This window comes from Micromonospora sp. NPDC049101, from assembly GCF_040648675.1.
Lineage (GTDB): Bacteria > Actinomycetota > Actinomycetes > Mycobacteriales > Micromonosporaceae > Micromonospora.
Map to the genome: position 1 here is coordinate 399,138 of NZ_JBEZED010000003.1, position 18,886 is coordinate 418,023.

Consider the following 18,886-nt stretch of genomic DNA (forward strand, 5'->3'; position numbering starts at 1 on the left):
ACCATGCGCAGGACAGCGCTGCGACGGACGGGGGCACGGGTGCGGATCCTGCTGGTGGAGGACGACCGCCGGGTGGCCGCCGCGCTCTCCTCCGCCCTCACCCGCCGGGGGTACGAGGTCGAGCATGCCGCCACCGTCGCCGCCGCGCTCTCCGCCGCCCCGTGCGACCTGGTGCTGCTCGACCTGACCCTGCCCGACGGCGACGGCACCGACCTGTGCCGGGAGTTGCGCCGGCGCAGCAGCCAGCTCGGCATCATCGCGGTGACCGCGCGGGGTGAGGAACGCGATCGGGTGCTGGGCCTGCGTCTCGGCGCGGACGACTACGTCGTCAAGCCGTTCTCGATGGTGGAGTTGCAGGCCCGGATCGAGGCGGTGCTGCGCCGGGCCGCGAACGCCGCACCGCAGCGGCACCTCATCCAGGCCGGGTCGGTGCACATCGACGTGGCCGCGCGGACGGTGACCGTGGACGGCCGGGCCGTCACGTTGACCCGCAAGGAGTTCGACGTGTTGCTCTCGCTGGCCCGCCAGCCGGGGGTGGCGGTGCCCCGCGACCGCATCCTGCTGGACGCCTGGGGCACCACCTGGGCCGACCGGCACACCGTCGAGGTGCACGTCGGGTCCCTGCGCGGCAAACTCGGCGACGCCCGGCTGGTGGAGACCGTCCGTGGCGTCGGCTACCGGCTGCGCGATGCGTGAGGGGCGGACATGCGTCGTCGACTGGTGATCAGCTACCTGCTGCTGATGGTGCTCGTCCTCATCGCGTTGGAGACGCCGTTGGCGGTCACCATGGCCAGTCGCGAAACCGAACAGGTCCGTGCCGACCGGCTCGCCGACGCGACCCGGTTCGCCTCGCTGGCCGGGCCGGCGCTGCGCGACGGTGGGCCGGGCCCGATCGAGTCGGAGCTGACCAGCTACGACAACCTGTACGCGATCGGTGCGGCGATCGTCGACCGGGACGGGAGCACATCTGTCGCGTCGCCGAGCTGGCAGCCCGGTGTGGGGGCCGCGTCGGTGCTGGACATGGCGCTGTCCGGGCAGCAGACCAGCGCCCCCGAGTTGGTGTGGCCGTGGACGACCGGCCCGGTGGTGGTGGCGGTGCCGATCAACGACGGTGGTGAGGTGCTCGGCGCGGTGGTGATCGTGACCCCCGCCGACCCGATCCGCCGGGCGGTCACCGTCTGGTGGTTGCTGCTCGCCCTGGCCGGCCTGCTCGCCGTGCTGGCCTGCGTGCTCACCGCGTTCGGGTTGGCCGGTTGGGTGCTGCGCCCGGTCACCGAGCTGGACGCGGTCACCCACGAGATCGCCGAGGGCGACCGGGGTGCCCGGGTGCAGCAGCGTCCGGGCCCGCCGGAGCTCCGTCGCCTGGCGGCCAGCTTCAACCACATGGCCGACGTGGTCTCCGACGTGATGGACCGGCAGCGTGCCTTCGTCGCGCACGCCAGCCACCAGCTGCGCAACCCGCTCACCGCGCTGCGGCTGCGGGTGGAGGAACTGGGCCCCAGCCTCACCGACCCGGAGGGCCGGGCCGAGCACCGGCTGGCCCTGGAGGAGACCGACCGGCTGGCGTTGGTGCTCGACGCGCTGCTGACCCTCGCCCGCGCCGAGCGGGAGGAGAACGAGCGGGTCACCGTGGACGCCGCCGCGGTGGCCGCGTCCCGGGTGGCCGCGTGGGCGCCGCTGGCCCGGCACCGTGCCGTCGCGTTGCGGCTGACCACCACCGACGCCCCGGCGTACGCCCAGACCGTGCCGACCGCCGTCGACCAGGCGCTGGACGCGCTCATCGACAACGCGGTGAAGTTCAGCGGGGCCGGCGGGGCGGTGACGGTGACCGTGGCCCGCCGCGACGACGGGGTGGCCCTGGAGGTGCGCGACTCCGGCCCGGGCATGACCGGGAGTCAGCTCGGCCAGGCGACCGAGCGGTTCTGGCGGGCGCCGGACGCGCAGAACGTGGACGGCGCGGGGCTCGGCCTGACCATCGCCGCCGTGCTGGTGGACGCGTCCGACGGTCGGCTCACCATGCGCCCGGGGGAGACGCGCGGGCTGGTGGCCGCCCTGTGGTTTCCCGCGCCGGAGCCGGAGCCGGAGCCGGACCCGGAGCCCGCGCTGTCGGCGGAGCCGGTGGACGACGTGCCGGTCACCGACTGGCGGCCCACCCTGACGCGGTAGCACCCGCCGTCAGGGTTTGGCCTCCCGGTACCAGGCGGCGGCGCCGGGGTGCAGCGTCAGCGGCGCGGTGACGATCGCCGAGCGGGGGCTCATCCGCCCCGCCGCGGGATGCGCGGCGGCCAGCTCGGCCCGCCCGTCCATCAGCAGGCGGGTCACCTCCCGGACCAACGGTTCCGGCAGGCTGGCGCTGACGACCAGATAGTTCGGGTCGGCCACCGTGGTCACCGCGTCCACCCCGTACACGGAGCGGGGGATGTCCCGGGAGACGTACACCTGGCCGTAGCACGAGCTCAGCTGCTCGGTCCACTCGCTGAGGTCCACGATCCGGGTGGCACGCTGCCGGGCCAGGTTCTCGATGCCCCACACCGGCAGCCCACCGGAGAAGAAGAACGCGTCGATCTGCCCGGAGCGCAGCGCCGTCACCGAGTCGTCCAGCCCGAGCCGCGTACGGCGTACCGTGTCGCCGTCGAGGCGGGCCACCTCCAGCAGCCGGGTCGCGGTGATCTCGGTGCCCGATCGGGGTGCGCCGACGGAGACTCGCCGGCCGCGCAGGTCGTCGAGCTTGCGCACCGGCCCTCCAGCAGTGGTGACCAGGTGCAGTTGGTCGTCGTACACCCGGGCGACCGCCTGGACCGAGGAGCTTCCCGCGGTGCTGGTGGGCAGGACGTCGGCCTGGGTGAAGCCCAGCTCCGCCCGGCCGGACTCGACAAGTTGGACGTTCTCCGCGGAGGCGGCGGTGATCACCACGCGAGCGTCGACGTCGGGCAGTTCCCGGTTGAGGATGGTCGCCAGCGACTGCCCGAACGCGTAGTAGACGGCGGTGGGGCTGCCGGTGGCGATCCGGATCAACATCGGCTCGGTGGGGGCGTCCTGGCAACCGGCGGAGCTCGCGGTCGCGGTCAGCAGCACCGTCAACAGGGCCGCCAGCCTCGCCCGGTGGCGCCGGGGCCGGCGGAATGAGGTACGTCTCACGCGATGCACTGTGCGCCGTCGGACCGGTGCGCGCAAGCTCCGTGCGGGCGGTGGGCCGGACGGGTGCGGCCCGCGCGCCGGTCAGCAGGCCGGGCGGGCCGGCTCCAGCTTCGCGTTGCTCAGGATCCGCGTCCGGTCCGGGCCGTCGGCCACGCTGACCAGGAAACAGCCGGTGCCCGCGCTCAGCCGGGCCGGAACGTCGAGCACGGCGGCGCTGCGGATCAGCACCGCCGCCAACTCCCGGTCGGTGAGCCGCACACCGAGGATGTGCCGGCGGACGTGTCGGCCGGCCGCCAGCAGGGCGGACCGCCAGGCCGCCGCCGCGAGTCGGGTCACCAACCGCCGGCGTGCCGGCGAGGCGCCGGGCAGCGGCCCACCGAGCAGCTCACGCCGCCCCTGCCACCAGCCCGCGTCCAACATCCGGGTGTACGTGCCGCGCTGCTCCTGGGGCACCCAGAGCCGGTGCAGCTCGTAGCGGCGGCGCAGACCCCCGACGGCGACCTCGTGGGTGACCGGGATGTCCAACCGGGCGAGCAACTGCCGCATCCGCTGCGCGGCGTCCTCCCGGTTGAACTCCACCCCGGGCAGGTGCGCGGGGAGCGCCGCGTTCGGTCGGGCGGCGGTCGGCGACGGTGTGCAGCGCAGCAGGCAGGCGGCCTCGAACGCGTCGCCCAGCGTCAGCCAGTCCAGCGGGGGTGGCGCCGCCGAGCGCGGCCGGTCGAGCAGGGCGGGTTCGCGGGTCAACGAAGGCTCCCTCGTCGGAGTCTGGGTTCCCCTACCGTGGCCGGTTTGCCGCCGTTACGGAACTCCTCCGGCCCAGCCTTGAGCAAATCTTGCGGCTGCCGCCCGCCGCTACAGGTCGGCGACCACCAGGTCCACCTGGCGCACCCGGCCGGGCGCGGTGGCCTGCTCCTCGACTGTGTGCTTCAACTCCCGCAGCGTGCCGACCAACTCCCTGGCGGAGCGCGGCCGGGCACCGGCGACGAGCAGGTCACGGACCAACCGGCCCTTGGTCGCCTTGTTGAAGTGGCTGACCACCGAGCGGACCGGCACGCCGTCGACCTCCCGTTCGTGCAGCACCCGCACGGTGACGGTCCGTTCGGCCAGCTCCCCGCGCGGCGTCCAGGTGGCCGCGTACGCGCCGGAGCGCAGGTCCAGCACCGGGCCCCGGCCGGCGGCGGCGTCCACCGCCGGTGCCAGCTCCCGACGCCAGTACGCCGACAACGCCCCGACACCCGGCAGGCGGGCGCCGATCGGACAGCGGTACGGGGGGATCCGGTCCGCCAGCCGCACCGCGCCCCACAGCCCGGAGCTGATCAGGATCGACCGGCGGGCCGCCCGCTGCGCCGCGACCGGCAACGACGCCAGCTCCAGCGCCTCGTAGAGCACCCCGGTGTAGAGCCGCTCGGCCGGGGCGGTGGCCGCCTCCCGCAGCCGGGCGTTGCGGCGCAGCTCGCCCCGCTGGCCCTCGCTGAGGCCGAGCGCCGCCCGCGCCGTCGCCTCGTCCGGTCCGGCGCTCAGCGCCACCAGCGCGTCCAGCACCCGCTCGCGGGCCGGGTTCAGCTCGGGCAGCGAGAGCCGCTCCGGGGCCCAGCGCCGCCCGGTGCCGGCGTCGGCCTTGCCCTCCGAGGGCGGCAGCAGGATGAGCATCGGGGTCTCCTCGACGGGCGGGACGGCGGCCCGGCCAGCGTACGACCCGCCGTTACCGCCAGGGCCGCACCGGGGCCTCGGGGTGGTACACGCGATAGCCGCCGACCTCCCGGACCGGCGTGGTGTCGGCCCGGTCGGCGAGCAGTCGGCGCAGCCGCCGGTCCATCGGGGAGTCGACCTCCACCACGTAGCCCGGCCGTTCGGCCCGCCCCACCTGCCGCCAGTACGGGCGGTAGCGGTTCTGCCCGGGGGACAGGTCACCGTCGAGCACCGCGCAGATCACCGTCTCGTCCGTGTTGAAGATCAGTCGGTTGCAGGTCCAGTAGTCCCCGTACACCTGGTGGGGGCCGTTGGCGCGCAGCGCGGCGGCCAACTCCCGGGCCTGGCGCTCCTCGGTGCGCGACGCGGCGGTGCCGGTGATCGCGAAGAGCACGGTGATCACCAGCGTGGTCGCGGCCAGGGCGACGAGCACGGCGGCGGACAGCGCGCCGGCGACCCGGCCGAGCACGCTGCTGGTGCCCCGCCAGGCGGTCAGCGCCGCCACCCAGAGCGGCCAGAGCACCGCCGGCAGCGACAGTTGCAGCACCGACAGGTAACGGGCGTTGTCCAGCGGGCTGGTCGCGGCGAGCGGACTGCGCACGTACGACAACAGGGTCAACGCCGCACCGGCGACAAGCGCGAGCTGCACGACCGGCCCGACCCGGTCCCCGCGTGGCCCCGCGGCCGCCCCGCGGTACGCGAGTGCCGCGAGCGCCGCGCCGACCACCAGCAGCACCGGGTACGCCACCCCGAACCACTGCTGCCAGCGTCCACAGCCCTCCACCGGGCAGAGCCCGTGTGCCAGCGGTACGCCCTCCAGCAGGCCGCCTCGGATCCGGTCGGACCACGGCGGCGACGGACCGGCCTTGGTGCTGACCTCCCGGAACACGGTCAGCGAGTCCTCACCCGGCCCGGCGCGCAGGTTGTCGAGGACCATCGGCGCGATCCCGACCACGACCCCGGCCACCAGCAGCAGGCCGGACCAGCCGAGCAGTTCCCGCCGCACCGCCCACACCAGGGCGAGCCCGGCCACCGCCAGGTACGGCAGGATCAGCCAGTCCGACCAGGCGGCCAACCCGACGAGCAGGCCGAACAGCGCGACGGCGAGCCGCCGACGGCGCACCGTGCCGGCCGCCAACCCCACTGTGATCAGCAGCATCAGCAGCACCGCCGGCTTCACCTCCGGTCGGCCACCGACGACGGTGAGCTGGTCGCGAACCACCCGCTCGCCGCCGAGCGCGAGCAGGCCGACGACGGCTGTGGCGAACCAGGGTGTGCAGAGCCGGCGGGTCAGCCGGTGGATCAGATAGAGGAACAACGCGTACAGCACGAGCATCGGCAGCCGCAGCACCGGCCAGCTCGGCCCGGCCAGCGCCACCAGGGGCGCGGCCAGGTACGACTCCAACATCCCCATGTAGTGCTGGCCGTACAGGAAGACCGGGCGTTCCCGGCCCTGCCCGATGTGCAGCGCGGCGAGGCCGAAGGTGGCCTCGTCGCTGTTCGAGACCGGCACCGTGAACAGCGTCAGAACCAGCCGATAACCGACGCCGGCCAGCCCGAACAGCAGCGCGACGAGCGCCGGTCGGTCGAGTCGTGGGCGCCAACGCCCACGGTGCTGCTCTGGATGCGACACGACCAACGCCCCCGTCGTCGTCCCGACCGGAGTGTTTCACGGACGGCGGGCGGGCCGGGCCGGATCGGCGCAGCCGGGATCGGCTCGCGTGGCCGGGGCGGATCGGCGCGGCCGGGATCGGCTCGCGTGGCCGTGTCTGCCGAGGTGTGGCAGGGTTGGCGCGTGCCACCCACTCCCGCCGGCCAGCTGGCCGTTCCGAACCTGCACCGGGCTGCGCGGATCGAGGACGCCGTGCACCAGCTCGTCCAGCGCCGGCTGCGGCGCACCGGCTGGCGGGTCAACATCGTCGCGTACACCGGTTATGGCGCCCCGGGCTGGGTGCGGGTGATGTGCCGGGTGTTGCTGGGCCGACCGGACACCCGGCAGCGGGGTCGGCTGGACAAGGTCCGTGGCTGGCGCAGCTTCACCACCCTGCCCAACAAGCACGTCACGGTGACCATCGAGGCCGGCGGGGTACGGCACGAGACGCAGGCCGACCGCAGCGGCTTCGTCGACACGCTCGTCGAGGCCGACCTGCCACCCGGCTGGGGCACGGTTCGGCTCAGCGTCCCGGACGCCGAGCCGGTCGACGCGCCGGTGCGCATCCTCGACCCGGAGGTCAAGTTCGGCATCATCTCCGACATCGACGACACGGTGATGGTGACCGCGCTGCCCCGGCCGCTGCTCGCGGCGTGGAACACGTTCGTCCTCGACGAGCACGCCCGCAACGCCGTGCCCGGCATGGCCGTGCTCTACGAGCGGCTGGTCACCGCGCACCCCGGCGCCCCGGTCTTCTACCTCTCCACCGGCGCGTGGAACGTGGCGCCCACCCTGACCCGGTTCCTGTCCCGACACCTCTACCCGGCCGGGCCGCTGCTGCTCACCGACTGGGGCCCGACCGCCGACCGCTGGTTTCGCAGCGGAATGGAACACAAGCGGGTCACCCTGGCCCGGCTGGCCCGGGAGTTCCCCGACGTGCGTTGGCTGCTGGTCGGCGACGACGGCCAGCACGACCAGGAGATCTACCGGGAGTTCGCCGCCGCCCACCCGGAGAACGTCGCCGGGGTGGCGATCCGCCGGCTCTCCCCGACGCAGTCCGTGCTGGCCGGCACCCTGCCCGCCCCGGCCGGCCGCCCGTCGTCGGGGCCGGTGGGGCAGAAGTGGCTCTCCGCGCCGGACGGCGCCGGCCTGTGGCAACTGCTGCGCGACGCCAACCTGGTCTGACCGCCGGTCACGGGCCGCGACGGCCAGCCGCCGACGCCGGCCCGGCCTGACCGCCGCCGGGGTTGCCGCGCTGCGCTACGGTCCCACCCGAGCAGCCGCCGTGGGCGGCCGGAGCGGGGGTCGATGGTGCGATACGTGCAGCCACAGTTGGCGCCTGACGAGCCCGTCCTGTTCACCCAGCGGGGATACCTTCCCTTTGGTGGAACGGTGTTCAGCGCCTACGGTGCTCTCCTCGTCCTCACCACCAGGCGCCTGCTCTTCGCTCCTGCTCGGATCTGGAAAATCCACAACCCTGGAGAGGCCTGGGTTCGCGCCAAGTCGATGAGCCTTCCGGACGTGACGGCCGCCGAACCCGCGTCCGGCGCGCGGTTGACGATCAGTTCCCGGTACGGCGACACCGTCTCCTTCTGCGCCATCCTCCCCACGGGTCCGGGCTTCGTCTGGCAGGCGCGCGACGCTGTTCCCTATCGGGACGAGACAGTTCGGCGGATCAGGCAGGCTATTCGCGAAGGGCTCTGATGCCGATGAGGAGTTGGGGTGCGTGGTTCGGCGGCCTGCTGCTGTGGGCCGTGTTCGGCTTCATGATGGTGATGTTCAGCAGGAATCCGGCGAACGGTTGGGGTGAGGTGTTGGTCTGACCGCCGATCCTGGCCGCCGCCCGGGTTGCCGTGCTGAGCTACGGTCCCATCCGACCCGCCTGGGCAGGAGTTGGGCGTGACGGTGGATGCGTGGCACGCACGGCCGAGCCGAACGACGGCGACATGGACGAGGCCGCGTGCCTACCGGGCGAACAGACCGCCGTGTACGAGCGGCGCGGGCCGTTCTGGGGGGCGGCTGACGCAGTTCGCGGCCGGCCTCGTCGCCTCGATGCTGGCGCTGGACACCGTGCGGAGCTGCTACCCGGGCGTGGGAGTGTTCAAGTTCACCCCTGCCCTGCAGCCGGTGGAGGCGACGGTCCACGAGTGCCGCCGGGTCGGTCCGGTGAGCGGCGATGGGTTCGGCTACTGGTGGCACTGCGCGGTGACGGTCCAGACCCGCGACGGTCGCGAGGTGCGTACCGTGGTGTCGCGGAGAACCATGTCGATCATGGAGTTGTGGTGCCTGATTCGGTGCTGTGCGGGCGCTTTGCCACCCACCACAACTCCATGATCGACGAGGCGTAACGGGTTGAGCTGCTCAGGATCACGCGCTCGTGGGGACGGCTTCAGCGGATTAGCCCTGGCGCAGCCAGACGGCGCCGAGCGGCGGCACCTGGAGGGCGGCCGAGGCGACCATCCCGTGCCACGGCACGTCCTCGGCGCGTACCTGGCCCAGGTTGCCCACCCCGGAGCCGCCGTAGTGGTGGGCGTCGGTGTTGAGCACCTCCGTCCACGTGCCGCCGGCCGGCAGGCCGATCCGGTAGTCGTGCAGCGGCTGGGCGGAGAAGTTCGCCACGCACACCAGCGTCGAGCCGTCCGGGGCGATCCGGACGAACGACACGGTGTTGTTGGCGACGTCGTCGCCGGCGATCCAGCGGAACCCGGCCGGGTCGGTGTCCTGTGCCCACAGCGCCGGGGTGTCCCGGTAGACCCGGTTCAGGTCGGCGACGAGGCGCTGCACGCCGGCGCGGGCCGGGTCGTGCAGCAAATACCAGTCGAGGCCGCGTTCCTCGCTCCACTCCCGGTCGTCGGCCAGCTCGGAGCCCATGAAGAGCAGTTGCTTGCCCGGGTGCGCCCACATGTACGCCAACAGCGCGCGCACGTTCGCCAACCGCTGCCAGGTGTCGCCGGGCATCTTGCCGGCCAGTGAGCCCTTGCCGTGCACCACCTCGTCGTGGCTGATCGGCAGCACGTAGTTCTCGCTCCAGGCGTACGCCAGGGAGAAGGTGAGCTGGTGGTGGTGGTGCTGGCGGTAGATCGGGTCCTTCGAGGTGTAGAGCAGGGTGTCGTGCATCCAGCCCATGTTCCACTTGAACCCGAAGCCCAGCCCGCCCTCGGCCGTCGTGCGGGTGACGCCGGGCCAGGCGGTGGACTCCTCGGCGATCATGACGACCCCGGCGTGGTGCTTGTAGACAGTCGCGTTCACCTCCTGCATGAGCGCGATGGCCTCCAGGTTCTCCCGACCGCCGTACTGGTTCGGGGCCCACTGCCCGTGCTCCCGGGAGTAGTCCAGGTAGAGCATCGAGGCGACGGCGTCCACCCGCAGCCCGTCGACGTGGAACTGGTCGCACCAGTAGAGCGCGTTGGCGACCAGGAAGTTGCGCACCTCGTTGCGGCCGAAGTCGAACACGTACGTACCCCAGTCGGGGTGCTCGCCGCGGCGCGGATCGGGGTGCTCGTAGAGCGGGGTGCCGTCGAAGCGCGCGAGGGCCCACTCGTCCTTCGGGAAGTGCGCGGGCACCCAGTCCAGGAGCACGCCGACGCCGGCGGCGTGCAGCCTGTCGACCAGGTACCGGAAGTCGTCCGGGTCACCGAACCGGGACGTCGGCGCGTAGTAGCCGGTGACCTGGTAGCCCCACGAACCGCCGAACGGGTGCTCCATCACCGGCAGGAACTCCACGTGCGTGAAGCCCAGCTCGGTCACGTACGCGGTGAGCTGATCGGCCAACTCGCGGTAGCCCAAGCCGGGCCGCCACGAACCGAGGTGCACCTCGTAGACGCTCATCGGCTCCTGGTGCGGGCGCCGCTCGGCCCGCCGGGCCAGCCAGTCCGCGTCGTTCCACAGGTACGTCGAGTGGTGTACCACCGAGGCGGTGGCCGGCGGCACCTCGGCGTACGCGGCCAGGGGGTCGGCCTTGTCCCGCCACTGCCCGTCGGCACCCAGCACCCGGTACTTGTAGCGGGCACCGACCCGGGCGTTGGGGACGAACAGCTCCCACACGCCACTGGAGCCGAGTGACCGCATCGGCCAGCCGTCGTCGGGGGCCCAGCCGGTGAAGTCGCCGACCACCCGCACCCCGCGGGCGTTGGGCGCCCACACGCTGAACGCCACACCCTCGTCGAAGACCCGCGCGCCCAGCGCGTCCCACAGCCGCTCGTGCCGGCCCTCCCGGATCAGGTGCAGGTCCAGCTCACCGAGGGTCGGCGGATAGCGGTACGGGTCGTCGTGGGCGGTGCCGTCGACCTCCACCCGGTAGTCGAGCACGGTGCCGTCGACCTGGGCCTCGAAGACGCCCACGTCGTGCACCCGCTTCATCGGGTACCGCTCGTCGCCGACGAGCAGCACCACGTCCCCGGCGCCCCGACGCAGCGTGCGGATCGTCGTCGAGGAGTCGGCGGGGTGCGCGCCGAGCAGCGCGTGCGGGTCGTGCGTCGCGCCGGTGATCAGCTGGTCCATCTGTCGTCCTTCGGGGCGGCGTCGGTCGGTGCGGTACGGGACGAGCGGGCGGCAGCCGAGCGGGCGGCGGACAGCCGGGACGCCACAGTGGCCGGGGTCGTGGTGGCCGGGGCCGTGGTCGTGGTCGTGGTCGCCGGGGCCGGGGCCGGGGCCGGGGCCGTGGTGGCCGGAGTCGTCGGCGCGGTGCCGCCGGACAGGTCGTCCGGCACCTCGGCGACGGTGAGGTCCGCCGGTTCGACGCCCGCCGGCTGTGGCTCGGTCGGCGGGGTGGGCCGGCGCACGGTCAACACGTGCGCCGGTTGCAGGTACGGGTCGAGCCGTACCGCGTTGCGCTGACCCCAGTCGTAGCTGGTGCCGGTCAGCTCGTCGTGCACGGTGAACCGCTCGTGCCAGTCGAAGCCGAGCGCCGGCATGTCGAGGGTGGTGTTGCCCCACTGCACGATGCGCGGGTCGAACGAGCAGATCACGATGACGGTGTTGCCGGTGTCCGGGTCGTGCTTCGACCAGCACAGCAGCGCCGGGTTGTCGATCTCGTGGAAGACCAGGTTGCGGAGCTGGTGCAGGGCGGGGTTGTCGCGGCGTACCCGGTTGAGGGTCGCCAGGAACGGCGCCAGCGAGCGGCCCTGCGCCTCGGCGCCGGCCCAGTTGCGGGGGCGCAGCTCGTACTTCTCGTTGTCCAGGTATTCCTCCGCGCCCGGCCGGGCCACGTGCTCGAACAGCTCGTAGCCCGCGTACAGGCCCCAGGAGGGGGAGAGCAGTGCGGCCAGCACCGCCCGGATCTTGAACATCGGCGGGCCGCCGTGCTGCAACGACTCGTGCAGGATGTCCGGGGTGTTCGGCCAGAAGTTCGGCCGCATGTGGTCGGCCGACGCGACCAGTTCCTCGCAGTACTCCCGCATCTGCGCGGCAGTCGTGCGCCAGGTGAAATAGGTGTACGACTGGGTGAAGCCGATCTTGCCGAGCCCGTGCATGATGGCCGGCCGGGTGAACGCCTCGGCCAGGAACAGCACGTCCGGGTCGACGGACTTCACCTCGGCGATCAGCCAGTGCCAGAAGTCGAACGGCTTGGTGTGCGGGTTGTCGACCCGGAAGATCCGGATGCCCTCGCCCACCCAGTGCAGCACCACCCGCAGCACCTCGGCCCGGATGCCCTCCGGGTCGTTGTCGAAGTTGACCGGGTAGATGTCCTGGTATTTCTTCGGTGGGTTCTCCGCGTACGCGATGCTGCCGTCGGCCCGGGTGGTGAACCACTCCGGGTGCTCGGTGACCCACGGGTGGTCCGGCGCGCACTGCAACGCCAGGTCCATCGCCACCTCCAGGCCCTGCGCCGCCGCCGCCTGGACGAAGGCCCGGAAGTCTGCCGGCGTACCCAGATCGGGGTGGATCGTGTCGTGGCCGCCCTCGGCGGCGCCGATCGCCCACGGCGAGCCCACGTCGGTCGGCCCGGCGGTGAGCGCGTTGTTGCGGCCCTTGCGGTTGACCCGGCCGATCGGGTGGATCGGCGGCAGGTAGAGCACGTCGAAGCCCATCGCGGCCACGCCCGGCAGCCGCTCGGTGGCGGTGGCGAAGGTCCCGGACCGGTCCTGCGTCGCCCCCTCGGAGCGGGGGAAGAACTCGTACCAGGCCGAGTAGAGGGCCCGCTTGCGGTCCACCCAGATGGAGTACGTGTCACCGGTGGTGACCAACTCGCGCACCGGGTGCGCCCAGAGCAGGTCGGCCAGGGCCAGCGCCGGGCCGACCCGCTGCGGCAGCGGCAGGTCGGTGTCGACGAGCGCGGTGAGCGCGTCGGCGACCCGGGGCCGGTCGGCGGCCGGCACGAGGCCCCGGGCGGCAGTCAGCACCCGGGCGCCCTCGGCCAGGTCGTTCGCCAGATCCTCCGGCCCCTGCCCAGCGGCGATCTTCTTGGTCACCGCGTTCTGCCAGGTCAGGTACGGGTCCTGAAACGCCTCGACGGCGAAGGTCCACTCGCCCACCGCGTCCGGCGCGATGGTGGCGTGCCAGCGGTCCTGGCCGGGCTCGCCGGGGCGCATCCGGGTGAACGGCCGGCTCGCGCCGTCCGGACCAGCCCACACCACGTTGCAGCCCAGCGCGTCGTGCCCCTCCCGGTAGGCGCGGGCCGACACCGGGACCGGCTCGTCGACCACCGCCTTGGCCGGGTACCGCCCGCACGAGACGACAGGGGAGACGTCTTCGATCGGGAACCGTCCAGTCACCCCGCCAACCTACTGCGCGAGATCAGTTCGCGCGCGGCCAAGCCCGCCGGTCCGCCCCTCACCCCGGGGTCTCGCGTGAAGATCCACACGCGTTCCTTGAAACCGCGGTATCGAGGCGACCCGGATGCGCCGGTTTCCTGAAACCCGAGTGGATCTAGGCCGGGCGATGGCTACGCATCATGTGTGATGCACAGGGATCAGTGTCGCGTATCATATGTGACACGTGACAGGGGGTCGGGTATGCGGTTGAATAGCAAGGGCCAAGTCACCATTCCGGCAGCGTTGCGGGCCCAATACAACCTGCATGAGGGTGATGAGGTCGATGTGGTGGAGGAGGGCGGGGCCCTCCGCATCGTGCGCGTGCACGGTGCCGACACCCGGGGGGAGCGCCTCGTGCGCCACATGCGGGGCCGGGGGAGCGCCAAGGAGACCGAGCACATGTCCACCGAGGAGCTGATGGAGTTGCTGCGTGGTGAGTGATCGGCTCCGCGCGGTGCCGCCACGTCCGCCCGAGGCGGTGACGACCCTGGTCGACACCAACGTGCTGCTGGACATCCTGACCGATGACCCGAAGTGGGCGGAGTGGTCCGGGACCGCCCTCGCCGAGGCCCGTGACGCGGGCTATCTGGTGATCAACCCGATCGTGTACGCCGAGGTGTCGGTCCGCTTCGACCGCATTGAGGAATTGGACGAGGCGCTGCCGGCTGGGGACTTCCTTCGCGAGGAGCTTCCATACCTGGCAGGCTTCCTCGCAGGCAAGGCCTATGCGCGATATCGGAGGCTGGGCGGCGCGAAGCGGTCGCCGCTTGCCGACTTCTATATCGGCGCGCATGCGGCCGTGTGCCGTTACAACCTGCTGACCCGTGATGGGGCGCGATACCGCACGTACTTCCCGACACTGACGCTGACCACACCCGGCGACTGACCGCCCCCGGGCCCATGGCCGGGGCCATGGGCGCCGACCGCCGTCGAGATCCACACGGGTTCAATGAAAGCGCGGCATCGACGCGACCCGGATGCGGCGGTTTCCTGAAACCCGAGTGGATCTAGGCCGGCGAGGGGCGCGAACGGAGTCAGGCGGGCGGGTTCGGTGCCACGAACGACCCCTTGCCCTGGCGGGTGACGATCCAGCCTCGCTCCTCCAGAATCCGGAGCGCGTAACGCACTGGCCAGGCACTTGACTGGTACTGCTCGCGCATCTCGGCGATGGACGGCAGCTTGTCGCCGGGCTGCAGCGTGCTCGCCCGGATCGAAGCCGAAACGTCAGTGATGATCTGCTCGTAAAGCGGTGCCTGCGGCATGGCGGTGCCACCTCTCGTCAGCGCACCGATCTTCGCACCATGAGTGACACACCGTGCATGCTCTGTTGACTGTGAAGGCAGTGCCTTCTAAGTTGGAAGGCGACAGGGATCCTCTCGTCAGCAGCGGAGTGTCCCGAGCGGCCACGCGGGGGACATGCAACGGCTTCCCCGTGCGACCCGCCCCGACCTGCACCTTCCATCGCCCAGCACCGACCGACCACGACCACCACCCACCGACCATCTCCGTCGCGCCGCTAGGAGGCATAGTTGGACGAGCGTCTGCCGGAGGGGCCGCTGCCGCCCGCGTACCCGATTGCCGGTGCTCGGCCTCCGCAGCCGGACGGAGATCGGGTGCCCGGTCCGCCCCGGCCGACGCGGGCGCCGCTGACCCGGCGGCAGTACTCCTACGGCATCGCGATCGCGGTGGTCGTACTCCTGTTGTTTGTGGTGGGGGTGCTGCGGTGAGCGGGACGGGCCGGCGGTGAACGAGCTGCCGGTGGGTCGCCGGGTCGCGCAGTGGCGGGTGCGGCGCAACATGACCCAGCAGCAGTTCGCCGACCGGCTGGGCAAGTCGAAGAGTTGGGTGGACAAGGTCGAGCGTGGGGTACGCCGGCTGGAGCGGGTGTCCAACCTTCGGGAGGTCGCCGAGACGCTCCGCATCGACGTGGAGGTTCTGCTGGCCACCCGGCCCCTGCGGCCGACTCCGGTCGCCGCCGGGGTGGATGGGATCCGGACGGCGCTGGCGCGCTATCACCTACGGGGCACGACCAGGCCGCCGTTGGTTGAGGAGTTGCGTGCCCGGCTGGACCACGCCGAGCAGAGTTATCGGCACGCCCGGTACCCGGCGTTGCTGGCACTGCTGCCCGGCCTGCTCGACGCCGCGCGCGAAGCGCAGGCCGCCCGCCCCGGCGTGACCGACGCGCTGCTGGCTCGGGTGTACGCGCTCACGGCGCTGGTGCTGGTGAAGGTCGACCAGGGGGAGTTGGCCTGGCTGGCCGCCGACCGTGCGATGGCCGCCGCCCAGGCGACTGACGCTCCGCAGGTGGCCGCCGTCGCCACCGTGTCACTGAGTCAGGCCCTGCGGTCCCGTGGTCGACGACGGTCCGCCCTGGACGCGGCGCTCGTCGCCGCTGACCGCCTCGGTGCGTTCCGGGCCGGCGACGACTCGCCGGTCGTTTCATCGCTTCGGGGCACGCTACTGATCCAGGCCGCGCTCGCCGCTGCCGGCGGCAAAGACCACCATGGCACGCGTCGCGCGCTCGACCAGGCCACGGAGATCGCTGGGAAGCTCGGTGCGGACGGCAACGGGGCCGGCGGCGGTAGCGGTACCGATGGCGCGGGCTTGGGTGGCGAGGGCTTCGGCGGCACGGGCCTCGGCGGCGCGGGCTTTGGCGGCGCGGGCCTCGGCGGCGTGGGTTTTGGCGGCGTGGGTTTTGGCCGGGCTGTGGTCGAGGCCGGCCGGGTGGTGGCCGAGGCGGCCCTTGGCGATGTCACCACGGCCACCGCTCGACACGAGCGGCTGGTGGCCGGCGAGGAGTGGCGGTGGCTGCCGCCCGAGCACCGTGCCGCGTACCTCCTCGATGTGGCCCGCGCGTACGCCCTGGCCGGCGACATGCTCCGGGCTGGCCGGACGCTTCTCGACGCGGAACGCGCCGCCCACAGCGAGGTGCACGACCGTCCGGCGGTACGAAAGCTGGTCGCCGTCGTGTGGCGGTCCGCCGACGCGCCCGCCGGCATCGTCCAGCTCGCCACCACCCTCGGCGTCGCCTGACGGGCGTCACCTGGCCGGCGCGGGATGGTGGCGTGCCCGGCCCGGGGGGAATCAGTCAGCGCGGCGGCCGTCGTCCCCGAGCACGGAGTCGACGAGTGCGGTCAGTCCCTCGTGCCACCGCGCTTCGGGCCAGTCGCGCAGGTGCTCGACCAGGTCGCTGCGGACGGCGGCGAGCAGGGCGTGGGCCAGGTAGTCCGCCGCCTGCGGGCCGCGTGCCTCCGCGACGAGGCTGGCGAGCAGGGCGTGCCAGTGGTCGTACGCCTCATTGCGGTACGGACTGCCGCCCCCGGCGCTCTCCAGCGCCAGCGTGAGCACCCGGTTGTCGAGCTTGAAGCGCAGCATGGCCCGCAGCAGGTCGACGGCCTGCTCCGCCGCCGGCCGGTCGGGTGACACCGCGAGCGCATCCCGCAACCGCAGTCCCCGTTGCTCGTAGAGGGCGCGGATGAGCCCGATGCGGTCGCCGAAGCGCCGGAACAGGGTGCCCTTGCCGACGCCGGCGGCGGTGGCGATGTCGTCCATCGACACCTGATCGGGGTCGGCGGCGGCGTCGAAGAGACGCCCGGCGGCGGCCAGCACCGACTCCCTGTTGCGTAGCGCATCGGCCCGCACCGGGCACCCCTCTCGCCAAACGGACTAGCGGTCCGTATAGTTTAAGCGGACCGGCGGTCCGAATCTTATCGCGACCGTCCCGGACGACGAAAGGACGATCATGTCGGACCATCCCACCGCCGTGTTCCATCGCGGCATGGAGCTGCTGCTCGCCAAGGACATGGCCGGCTTCATCGCGCTGTTTGCCGAGGATGCGGTGCTGGAGCTCCCGTTCGCACCGCCCGGCCAGCCGCGTCGGGTAGCTGGCCGCGCCGAGCTGCACGAGTACCTGATCAATTACCCCGACCTGCTCGACGTCCGCGAGATCCGCGATCGAACCGTGCACGAGACCAGGGACCCCGAGGTCATCGTCGTCGAGTTCGCCGCCTCCGGGTTCGTCGTCGCGACGGGTCGACCGTACGAGGTGCGCTACATCGCCGTCCTGACCATCCGGGACGGGCGGCTCGCGCACTATCGCGACTACTGGGATCCGATCGCCGCCCAGGAGTTGCTCGGTGGCGGCCTGGTGCGCTCATGATCCTGGTCATCGGTGGCACCGGGACCACCGGCCGTATCGTCGCCGCCACGCTTGCCGAGCGCGGTCACCCCACCCGGATCGCCAGCCGACGCCCCGCCACCGGAGGGGTCCGCTTCGACTGGCGCGACCCGACCACCCACCCGGACGCTCTGGGTGGCGTGCGCGCGATCTACGCCATCCCCCCGGTCGGCGAGGTCGACCCGGCACCGATCATGCTGCCCTTCCTGGAGCGGGCGCGCAGCGCCGGTGTCCGCCGGGTGGTGCTGCTCAGCTCCTCGGCCGTCCCACCCGCCGAGCACGGACTGGGCCTGGTGCACGCACGCCTCGGTGAGCTGTTCGCGGAATGGGCGGTACTGCGGCCGTCCTGGTTCATGGAGAACTTCGTGGGTGAGCAGCCGTACGCGGTGAGCGCCCGCGACCATGGCGAGATCGTCAGCGCCACCGGCACCGCCCGGGTCGGCTTCGTCGATCCTGCCGACATCGCCGAGGTGGCGGTGCGGGCTCTCACGGACCCGACGCCGCACAACACCGACCACATCATCACCGGACCAGAGGCGCTGAGCTACGACGCTGTCGCCGCCGTCCTCACCGAGGTCGGTGGCCGGCCGGTCCGGCACCGGGCGATCGACCCGGCGGAGCTGGCCGAACGCCACAGCGCGAACGGCATACCGCCGGACTTCGCCCGCTTCCTCGCGAGCCTGGACACGGCGATCGCGGCAGGCGCGGAGGACCGGACGACGTCGACCGTCGCAGATGTGACAGGTCGTACGCCACGATCCTTCCGGGACTTCTGCCGGGACCGCCTCCGCAACGACCGTCCAGGCTGACACCCGGTCGGCTGTCGGTGTCCTGTCCGGAGTTTGGGGACGCGGCGTCGGGTGGCCCGCCGAGGCGGAGAGTGGCCCGGATCCCGGTGTTCTACCCGGACCAATCTCCAACGCGGCCGGTCGCCGCCCGGGCCCGCCACAGGCCGGCCTGCGGCGGGCCTGAACGACGACCGGCGTTGCGGTTTCATCCGGATACCGGTGTTGTATCCGGACGAAACCGCGCCTTGCCGGATCGCCGCCCGGACTCCGCCTCGGCACGACCGCCCTGATGAAACAGGCCTCAGTTGCGCCGGTGGTAGTGGTTGCGGCGGGGGAGTTGGTCGGGGTCGAGCCAGGCGGGTGGGATGAATTCGGGGTGGCCGTCACCGCCGAGCTGGACGACCCAGTCGCTGTGGTGCAGGTGTCGGTGGTGGTGGCCGCAGAGCAGGACGGCGTTGTCGAGGCTGGTCGGGCCGCCGTCGGCCCAGTGTCGGATGTGGTGGCCGTCGCACCAGCGGGGTGGTCGGTCGCAGCCGGGGAAGGCGCAGCCTCGGTCGCGCAGCATTAGGGCGCGGCGCAGCGGGCCGGTGATGAGGCGGCGTTGCCGGCCGACGTCGAGGGGTTGGCCGGAACCACCGAGGACGGCCGGCAGGACCGCCGCGTCGCAGGCGAGCCGGCGCACGGCCTCGGC

The 18,886-nt window shown here is 72.5% G+C and carries 20 protein-coding genes; 11 read left to right on the forward strand and 9 right to left on the reverse strand.

Features of this window, described 5'->3' with window-relative positions; all coding sequences use genetic code 11:
* Positions 1 to 39: 39 nt before the first annotated feature.
* Complete coding sequence (locus AB0B57_RS05985) at positions 40 to 696, forward strand: response regulator transcription factor (RefSeq protein ID WP_357065524.1); 657 nt, start codon at positions 40 to 42, stop codon at positions 694 to 696.
* Positions 697 to 705: 9 nt separating this feature from the next.
* Positions 706 to 2,166: an ATP-binding protein gene (locus tag AB0B57_RS05990; protein WP_357065526.1), complete on the forward strand. Its 1,461-nt coding sequence runs from the start codon at positions 706 to 708 to the stop codon at positions 2,164 to 2,166.
* A gap of 9 nt (positions 2,167 to 2,175) precedes the next feature.
* Here AB0B57_RS05990 and AB0B57_RS05995 read toward each other — a convergent pair whose 3' ends face one another.
* From AB0B57_RS05995 to AB0B57_RS06010, 4 genes are all read right to left on the reverse strand, one after another.
* Positions 2,176 to 3,093 (reverse strand): TAXI family TRAP transporter solute-binding subunit, encoded by a 918-nt coding sequence (locus AB0B57_RS05995; protein WP_357065616.1) that lies wholly within the window; start codon positions 3,091 to 3,093, stop codon positions 2,176 to 2,178.
* Positions 3,094 to 3,219: 126 nt separating this feature from the next.
* On the reverse strand, positions 3,220 to 3,882 hold the full coding sequence (locus AB0B57_RS06000; protein WP_357065528.1) for a hypothetical protein: 663 nt from the start codon (positions 3,880 to 3,882) through the stop codon (positions 3,220 to 3,222).
* Positions 3,883 to 3,990: 108 nt separating this feature from the next.
* Positions 3,991 to 4,788: a peroxide stress protein YaaA gene (gene yaaA, locus AB0B57_RS06005; RefSeq protein ID WP_357065529.1), complete on the reverse strand. Its 798-nt coding sequence runs from the start codon at positions 4,786 to 4,788 to the stop codon at positions 3,991 to 3,993.
* A gap of 52 nt (positions 4,789 to 4,840) precedes the next feature.
* Positions 4,841 to 6,460 (reverse strand): hypothetical protein, encoded by a 1,620-nt coding sequence (locus AB0B57_RS06010; protein WP_357065531.1) that lies wholly within the window; start codon positions 6,458 to 6,460, stop codon positions 4,841 to 4,843.
* A 162-nt stretch (positions 6,461 to 6,622) separates the two neighbouring features.
* On the opposite strand from AB0B57_RS06010, the gene AB0B57_RS06015 reads away from it, so the two are divergent.
* From AB0B57_RS06015 to AB0B57_RS06025, 3 genes are all read left to right on the forward strand, one after another.
* Positions 6,623 to 7,663 carry a phosphatase domain-containing protein gene (locus AB0B57_RS06015; RefSeq protein ID WP_357065533.1) on the forward strand — a complete coding sequence of 347 codons (1,041 nt, stop codon included), beginning with the start codon at positions 6,623 to 6,625 and terminating at the stop codon, positions 7,661 to 7,663.
* A gap of 135 nt (positions 7,664 to 7,798) precedes the next feature.
* Entirely contained in the window at positions 7,799 to 8,182 is a 384-nt protein-coding gene (locus AB0B57_RS06020) for a hypothetical protein (protein WP_357065535.1), read from the forward strand.
* 201 nt (positions 8,183 to 8,383) lie between these two features.
* Positions 8,384 to 8,812, forward strand: coding sequence for a DUF6346 domain-containing protein (locus tag AB0B57_RS06025; RefSeq protein WP_357065619.1), 429 nt, complete (start codon positions 8,384 to 8,386; stop codon positions 8,810 to 8,812).
* Positions 8,813 to 8,875: 63 nt separating this feature from the next.
* Here the strand turns inward: AB0B57_RS06025 and glgB are convergent, their stop codons facing one another.
* Positions 8,876 to 10,978 carry a 1,4-alpha-glucan branching protein GlgB gene (gene glgB / locus AB0B57_RS06030; protein WP_357065537.1) on the reverse strand — a complete coding sequence of 701 codons (2,103 nt, stop codon included), beginning with the start codon at positions 10,976 to 10,978 and terminating at the stop codon, positions 8,876 to 8,878.
* Entirely contained in the window at positions 10,966 to 13,191 is a 2,226-nt protein-coding gene (locus AB0B57_RS06035) for a maltotransferase domain-containing protein (protein WP_357065539.1), read from the reverse strand. The genes glgB and AB0B57_RS06035 overlap by 13 nt, the downstream gene beginning before the upstream one ends.
* Positions 13,192 to 13,431: 240 nt before the next feature.
* Here AB0B57_RS06035 and AB0B57_RS06040 point away from each other — a divergent pair, with 240 nt between their 5' ends.
* On the forward strand, positions 13,432 to 13,671 hold the full coding sequence (locus tag AB0B57_RS06040; protein WP_357065541.1) for an AbrB/MazE/SpoVT family DNA-binding domain-containing protein: 240 nt from the start codon (positions 13,432 to 13,434) through the stop codon (positions 13,669 to 13,671).
* The gene (locus AB0B57_RS06045) at positions 13,664 to 14,116 is read left to right on the forward strand and encodes a type II toxin-antitoxin system VapC family toxin (protein WP_357065543.1); all 453 of its coding nucleotides are present in this window, start codon (positions 13,664 to 13,666) and stop codon (positions 14,114 to 14,116) included. The genes AB0B57_RS06040 and AB0B57_RS06045 overlap by 8 nt, the downstream gene beginning before the upstream one ends.
* A 148-nt stretch (positions 14,117 to 14,264) precedes the next feature.
* Here the strand turns inward: AB0B57_RS06045 and AB0B57_RS06050 are convergent, their stop codons facing one another.
* The gene (locus tag AB0B57_RS06050) at positions 14,265 to 14,492 is read right to left on the reverse strand and encodes a winged helix-turn-helix domain-containing protein (protein ID WP_357065546.1); all 228 of its coding nucleotides are present in this window, start codon (positions 14,490 to 14,492) and stop codon (positions 14,265 to 14,267) included.
* Between the two features lie 267 nt (positions 14,493 to 14,759).
* Here AB0B57_RS06050 and AB0B57_RS06055 point away from each other — a divergent pair, with 267 nt between their 5' ends.
* Positions 14,760 to 14,957 carry a hypothetical protein gene (locus tag AB0B57_RS06055; RefSeq protein ID WP_357065549.1) on the forward strand — a complete coding sequence of 66 codons (198 nt, stop codon included), beginning with the start codon at positions 14,760 to 14,762 and terminating at the stop codon, positions 14,955 to 14,957.
* A 16-nt stretch (positions 14,958 to 14,973) separates the two neighbouring features.
* Positions 14,974 to 16,263, forward strand: a complete 1,290-nt coding sequence (locus AB0B57_RS06060) for a helix-turn-helix transcriptional regulator (RefSeq protein WP_357065552.1) — start codon at positions 14,974 to 14,976, stop codon at positions 16,261 to 16,263.
* 51 nt (positions 16,264 to 16,314) lie between these two features.
* Here AB0B57_RS06060 and AB0B57_RS06065 read toward each other — a convergent pair whose 3' ends face one another.
* Positions 16,315 to 16,872, reverse strand: a complete 558-nt coding sequence (locus AB0B57_RS06065; RefSeq protein WP_357065555.1) for a helix-turn-helix domain-containing protein — start codon at positions 16,870 to 16,872, stop codon at positions 16,315 to 16,317.
* Between the two features lie 100 nt (positions 16,873 to 16,972).
* On the opposite strand from AB0B57_RS06065, the gene AB0B57_RS06070 reads away from it, so the two are divergent.
* The gene (locus AB0B57_RS06070) at positions 16,973 to 17,389 is read left to right on the forward strand and encodes a nuclear transport factor 2 family protein (RefSeq protein WP_357065558.1); all 417 of its coding nucleotides are present in this window, start codon (positions 16,973 to 16,975) and stop codon (positions 17,387 to 17,389) included.
* Complete coding sequence (locus AB0B57_RS06075) at positions 17,386 to 18,216, forward strand: NAD-dependent epimerase/dehydratase family protein (RefSeq protein ID WP_357065561.1); 831 nt, start codon at positions 17,386 to 17,388, stop codon at positions 18,214 to 18,216. Before AB0B57_RS06070 ends, AB0B57_RS06075 begins: the two co-directional genes overlap by 4 nt.
* Positions 18,217 to 18,496: 280 nt before the next feature.
* Here the strand turns inward: AB0B57_RS06075 and AB0B57_RS06080 are convergent.
* On the reverse strand, positions 18,497 to 18,886 hold a 390-nt coding region (locus AB0B57_RS06080), incomplete at its 5' end, for a DUF222 domain-containing protein (protein ID WP_357065564.1).